5 protein-coding genes and 2 pseudogenes are annotated in these 5,350 nt (G+C 68.8%); 4 read left to right on the top strand and 3 right to left on the bottom strand.

The genetic code is table 11. From position 1 onward, the window contains the following. Positions 1 to 141: 141 nt before the first annotated feature. Together OG552_RS29830 and OG552_RS29825 are read right to left on the bottom strand one after the other, a co-directional pair. Positions 142 to 531: a GMC oxidoreductase gene (locus OG552_RS29830; RefSeq protein WP_329138170.1), complete on the bottom strand. Its 390-nt coding sequence runs from the start codon at positions 529 to 531 to the stop codon at positions 142 to 144. Positions 532 to 630: 99 nt separating this feature from the next. Beyond that, positions 631 to 900 carry a hypothetical protein gene (locus OG552_RS29825; RefSeq protein WP_329138168.1) on the bottom strand — a complete coding sequence of 90 codons (270 nt, stop codon included), beginning with the start codon at positions 898 to 900 and terminating at the stop codon, positions 631 to 633. 214 nt (positions 901 to 1,114) lie between these two features. Between OG552_RS29825 and OG552_RS29820 the strand changes: the two genes are divergently transcribed. The 4 genes and pseudogenes from OG552_RS29820 (at position 1,115) to OG552_RS29800 (ending at position 4,454) form a co-directional block, all read left to right on the top strand. After that, positions 1,115 to 1,459, top strand: a complete 345-nt coding sequence (locus OG552_RS29820) for a DUF317 domain-containing protein (RefSeq protein WP_329138166.1) — start codon at positions 1,115 to 1,117, stop codon at positions 1,457 to 1,459. 237 nt (positions 1,460 to 1,696) lie between these two features. Then, positions 1,697 to 1,870 (top strand): annotated as a pseudogene (locus OG552_RS29815) (pentapeptide repeat-containing protein); the annotation flags it as partial. A 481-nt stretch (positions 1,871 to 2,351) separates the two neighbouring features. Further along, positions 2,352 to 3,806, top strand: a pseudogene (locus tag OG552_RS29805) (ISL3 family transposase); the annotation flags it as partial. Between the two features lie 114 nt (positions 3,807 to 3,920). After that, entirely contained in the window at positions 3,921 to 4,454 is a 534-nt protein-coding gene (locus tag OG552_RS29800; RefSeq protein ID WP_329138140.1) for a hypothetical protein, read from the top strand. On the opposite strand, the gene OG552_RS29795 is transcribed toward OG552_RS29800, so the two are convergent. After that, positions 4,411 to 5,202 carry an IS5 family transposase gene (locus OG552_RS29795; RefSeq protein WP_329138138.1) on the bottom strand — a complete coding sequence of 264 codons (792 nt, stop codon included), beginning with the start codon at positions 5,200 to 5,202 and terminating at the stop codon, positions 4,411 to 4,413. The two genes, OG552_RS29800 and OG552_RS29795, sit on opposite strands and share 44 nt — an antisense overlap. Positions 5,203 to 5,350: the final 148 nt, after the last annotated feature.

Raw genomic sequence — 5,350 nt, 5'->3', positions numbered from 1 at the left:
AGACGCCGGTCCGGGGCCGCCGGGCAGGAGGCCTTCGTGAGCGGGAGAGCGCCGTCGCGCAACGGCCGCCCGGCGCGGGGGCCCGCGGGGGTGGCGGTCCGAAGGCGGTCCGGGATCGTGTCCTCATCGACCGGCGGCGACTCACTTCCCGCTCAGCAGGAAGCCGGCGATCCGCTCGCCGATCACCACCGCGGGCATGGCGGTAGTCGCCCGCGGGATCACCGGCATGATCGCGCAGTCGCCGACGTAGCAGCCCTCGACGCCGTGCACCTGACCGTCGTTGCCGACGACGGCGGCCGGATCGCCGACCGGTCCCATCTTGCAGGTGCCGAACGGGTGCCAGTAGTTGTCCGGGTTCGCCTCGGCGTGGGCGACCAGGGCGTCGAGGGCGCCCACGCCGGGGCCGGGGTGGATCTTTGCGCCGACCAGCTCGCGCAACGCCCTGCAGGCGATCGGCCACATCATCGACGCCCACGAAGCGCCGCCTTCCTGCTCACCCGCCAGGTCATCACTGCGGCTCCGCTCGGACAACCCGCCGTGGGCACAGTGCTGCGGCTCGCTGCGGACATCGCCGACCAGAACGCGGCGGCCCGCGCCGCGCCACGTCCACTAAGGAGAGCTGAGGCTCAGTCAGTCGGTCGTGTCATCGCGGGGGATCTCCCCGAAGCGGGCGCCCACTGCGCGGGCCAGTTCCTCCAGCGTCATCTCCACGATGCGCCCGTCCGCGGCTCGGCGCTCCACCACCGTGTCCGCTGCCGGGTCCGCCTGGGCGGTGAGGTCCACCGACCACTGGCCGTCGGCGACCATCATGATGTCGCCGACCGTCCACGGCCGCCCGGCTGCTCGGATCTTGAGCTCCAGCCCGGCCCCGTCCCAGTGTCTGCCGCCCTGCTCCGCCATGCGCTACCCCTTCGGCTTCGTACGGCCGTGCGCCGCAACTCAGCTACGACAACCGGCCGCCGCGATCCATTCCCGACGGCCGGTCCTCGTGATCGGGTCCAGTTCGCCCACGGCAGACGCGATCCCTCCAGAAAGGACTACGCACTTCGGCACACCGCATGTCAACGTACGGGTGTCGGGAAAAACCGCGGGTCAACGAAGGGACCGCCCCGTTTTGAACACCGCCAGTGACCTGCTTGCCCTCTTCCGCTCCGTCGTCGCGCAACGCCCCTCCCTGGCCGGCGACGGCAGCGCGGAGTCGGTGTTCAGCCTGCTCAGCGAGCGCGGCTGGGCGCTGGTGGACACCCCGGAGGCCAACGTTCACTGCACCAGTCCGGACGGGCGGGTCTGCGTCGGCTGGCTGCCGGAGGACCCGGCCGCCTGGCGGCGCGGCATCGTCAGGACCGTCCGGGCCGCCCCCGCCGAAGCCGAGCCCTGGGTGCAGGAGTTCGGCCCGGACGTGCCGAGCCGGGCCGTCGCCGGACTCCTCGAAGCGCTGATTGGCCACGTCGACCGCTGACCCACCGGCGGTTCGGCCACCGGCCGGACCGCGCCTGCCCAACTGCCGCCGCGCGAAGGAGTCGCCCTTGTTCTCACACGCCACGCACCGGTTCTAAGGAAGGACTGAACAAAAAAGACATCATGCGCTGCCTCAAACGATTCGTCGCCCGCGAGTCTACCGCGCACTGACCACCACACCAACCGAACAAACCATTCAAACCGACCTCGCTCGAGCGGCTTGACAACCATAGGAGCATCCAGGCAACGGCTTGAAAAGAGCCTGCGCGTCGTCATCAACTCCGTCATTTTCCGCTCCTCCGGACAAGACCTCACCACCACCGGCACCTACACCGAAATGGCCGCTCGCCTCACTGAGCCCGTCCTCCTCGGACTTGCTGCTCTCGCCGTCCGCAGCCGCATCAAACGCTGACCCCCCGACCCGCGGGACACGGGACCGACACCCCCCGCCTCGACCAGAGCGGTAGTGCTGCGAGACCGCCGCACCGGGCCGTTGCGGGGAGCAATGCTCAAGACCCATGGATCAGCTCCGGGCGGGACGCGGAGGGCGTACCTACCCGAATGATCCTGTGATGGTCACCGAGTAGGCCCGCGTTGGCGCGCGGGTCGGGAAGGCACGCCCGTGCTCAGCGTAGTCACCGCCGACGGCACCACCGATTCCGGCTCCCTGATCGACGAGATCGTCCGCGAAGGCGCCCGCCGAGCGAATAAAACATTCTTCCCGCTGACGAGATCGTTGGTGGTGAGCACCCCGCGTCGAGCGCCTTGGTGGGCTCCTGATCCTCCTTCGGCCACAGCCGGGCCCGGATCACGCCGCCCAAGGGGGTGTGTCAATTTAACGGATCTGGCTCACTTTCCGTGGTGGCGGAGGGTGACCGGCATGATGCATGGCTGTGCTCAACATCAACTTCCTTGTCAGGACAGTCTTTTCCGGGCTGTCCCCGCTGGTTGTCGGGGATGTCGCAGACCGGGGCGGCGACATCGTGGTGCGGGCTCGCACGCCTGATCGGCCGGTGGCGTGTCCGGCGTGTGGTCTGCTGACAGCAAGGGTTCACGGCTACTACATGCGGCGCCTGGCCGACGTTCCGGTCGACGCGCGGCGCGTAGTACTGGAGGTCCGGGTGCGCCGTTTGCTCTGTGCGTCCCCGCAGTGCTCACGGCGGACGTTCCACGAGCAGTTGCCCGGTCTGCTGGAGCCTTACCAGCGGCGCACGCTGCGTCTGACCAGGCAGATCAGCGTTCTGGTCAAGGAGTTGGCCGGCAGAGCCGCGGTGCGGGTGCTGCCCGTGCTGGCTGCGGAGTTGTCGCGGCACACAGCACTGCGCATCCTGATGCGTGTCCCCTCACCGGCCCGGCAGGTGCCAAAGGTGGTGGGCGTGGACGACTTCGCCCTGCGCCGCCGCCATCGCTACGGCACGATCGTGATCGACGCACGCACCCGGGACCGCATCGAGGTGCTGCCCGATCGTGAGGCCACCACCTTGGAAGCCTGGCTGCGTCAATATCCGGGTATCCAGGTCGTGTGCCGCGACGGGTCGGCCGTCTATGCCGAGGCTATCCGTCGTGCGCTGCCCGATGCTGTGCAGGTCGCCGACCGCTGGCATCTGTGGCACAACCTGTGCGAAGCCGCCCTGAGCGAAGTCAAGGCACACAGCACCTGCTGGGCCACCGTGCTGAACGCGCCCCTCTACGACGGGCCCCGTGCCCAATCCACCCTCGAGCGCTGGCACCAGGTCCACGACCTGCTGGACAAGGGTGTGGGCCTGCTGGAATGCGCCCGTCGTCTGCAACTGGCACTGAACACCGTCAAGCGCTATGCCCGGGCTGACCAGCCCGAACGCATGCTCCGCGTCCCCAAGTACCGCTCCAGCCTCGTCGACCCCTACCGCGAACATCTCCGCCAACGCCGGGCCGAGGACCCCGGCGTCCCCGTCCTCCACCTCTTCGAAGAGATCAAGACCCTCGGCTTCACCGGCTGCCTCAACCTCCTGCACAAATACATCAACCAGGGCCGCGCGGACGCCGACCGCAGCCACATCTCCCCGCGCAGACTCGCCAGGATGCTCCTCACCCGGCCCGACGACCTGGCCGCCGGACATCGCGAACTCCTCGACCAGCTCACTGCCGCCTGCCGCGAGATGACCCGGCTGGCGTCCCATATCCGGGCCTTCACCCAGCTCCTGGTACCCGACCAACGAAATGCCCGCGCCCTTGAGGACTGGATCACCCAGGTCCGGACAGTGGAATTGCCCCACCTTCACGCCTTCACCCGGGGCCTGGACCGTGACCACGACGCCGTAATCGCCGCTCTTACCCTCCCTTACCACAACGGTGGCACCGAAGGCGTTAAGTAGTTGTTGTCGTTCCGAACTTGGTGGCGGCGTTTTCGCTGGTCAGGCATAGGTTTCGTGGTTTGGTGGGAGTTGTGGCCTGTCGGGTTGTCACTCGCTGGGGAGGCCTGGATGCCGTCGCTTGTAGGACTGCTGGAACAGCACGAGCTCGTTGCTCGCCGTCGTGTCGACGGGCTGCGGGAGGAGGCTGATCGGATCCAGGCCGAGCTGGCCGCGGCCGAGCAGGAATGGCAGGAGTGGATGGTCGCCCGTAGGCGGGTCGATGCGGTCCTGGCTCCCGGCGCCGGCACCGCCGGGACGGAGGTCTCCTCGGATCCGTCGGACGCGGAAATGCCGTCGCCGCCCGGGGATGCGATCAGGCCGAGGTCGCAGGTGCTGGTGTGGCGGGAGGGCCTTGCCCGGTCTGTGCTGTCGGTGGACTACCAGCGCATCGTGCAGGTGCTCGCGGACCGGTCCCGGCTCCATCAAGGGCCGCTGACCTGCCAGGAGATGGCCGCGGTGTTCGGGATGGACGTGGTCCCGGCGCGGGTGGAAGGTTTGCGGTCGAAGGCGAAACGCCTGGTCGCACGTGGCTGGCTGACCGAGCCGGGACCGGGCCGGTTCACGCTCGCGAAGGGTGTGGCCGGGCCAGGCGCCGGGTCATGAGCAGGGTCATCGACCAGCAGATCATCGCCTCGGCGCTGGTGGTGCGGCGTTCGTAGTCGCGTGCCAGCCGGCGGGTGCGCATCAGCCAGGCGTTGGTGCGCTCGACGATCCACCGCTTGGGCAGCACCACGAACCCCTTCCGGTCGTCGCTGCGTTTGACGATCTTCAGGACGAGAGCGAGTGCGGCCAGGCAGTGCTTGACGAGGCTGCCGGTGTAGCCGCCGTCGGCCCAGACCAGTTCCAGCCGGTGATGCGCATCGGCCACCCGCTGGAGCAGGACCTCGGCGGCGGTGCGGTCCCCGATGTCCGCGGCGGTAACCATCACGCCCAGCAGCAGGCCGAGCGTGTCCACCACGACGTGCCTTTTTCGGCCGTTGATCAGCTTGCCGCCGTCGAAGCCGCGGCTGTCCGATCCGACCACGGCATCGGCCTTGACCGACTGGGAGTCGATCACGGCGGCCGTCGGTTCCGCGTCCCGGCCCTCCCTCATCCGGACCCGGCCGCGAAGCCGGTCGTGGAACTCCCAGGCCAGGCCGTGGTCGCGCCAGCGGCGGAAGAACGCGTAGACGCGGTCCCAGGGAGGGAAATCGGCCGGCATCGCCCGCCACTTGATTCCGTTGTCGACCAGATAGCGGATCGCGTCCAGTATCGCCCGGTGGCAGTAGGCCTCCGGCTGCCCGCCCCGGCCCCGCAACCAGCCCGGCACCGGCAGCAGCGGCCGAACGGCAGCCCACTCCGCGTCCGTCATATCCGACGGATAACGCCGCTGCCGAGCTCCGTTGTCGGCCGCGTTTCCGAACTGGTGTGCCAGGCAGTCACACTCCGGGGCAACTGAACTGGACTGCCCGGCCGTCCACACGGAACACTCCAACACCGGGGCCTCCTGACGTTGCTCG

Source organism: Streptomyces sp. NBC_01476 (assembly GCF_036227265.1).
Classification (GTDB): domain Bacteria; phylum Actinomycetota; class Actinomycetes; order Streptomycetales; family Streptomycetaceae; genus Actinacidiphila.
This window is presented reverse-complemented; position numbering and strand designations above follow the sequence as displayed.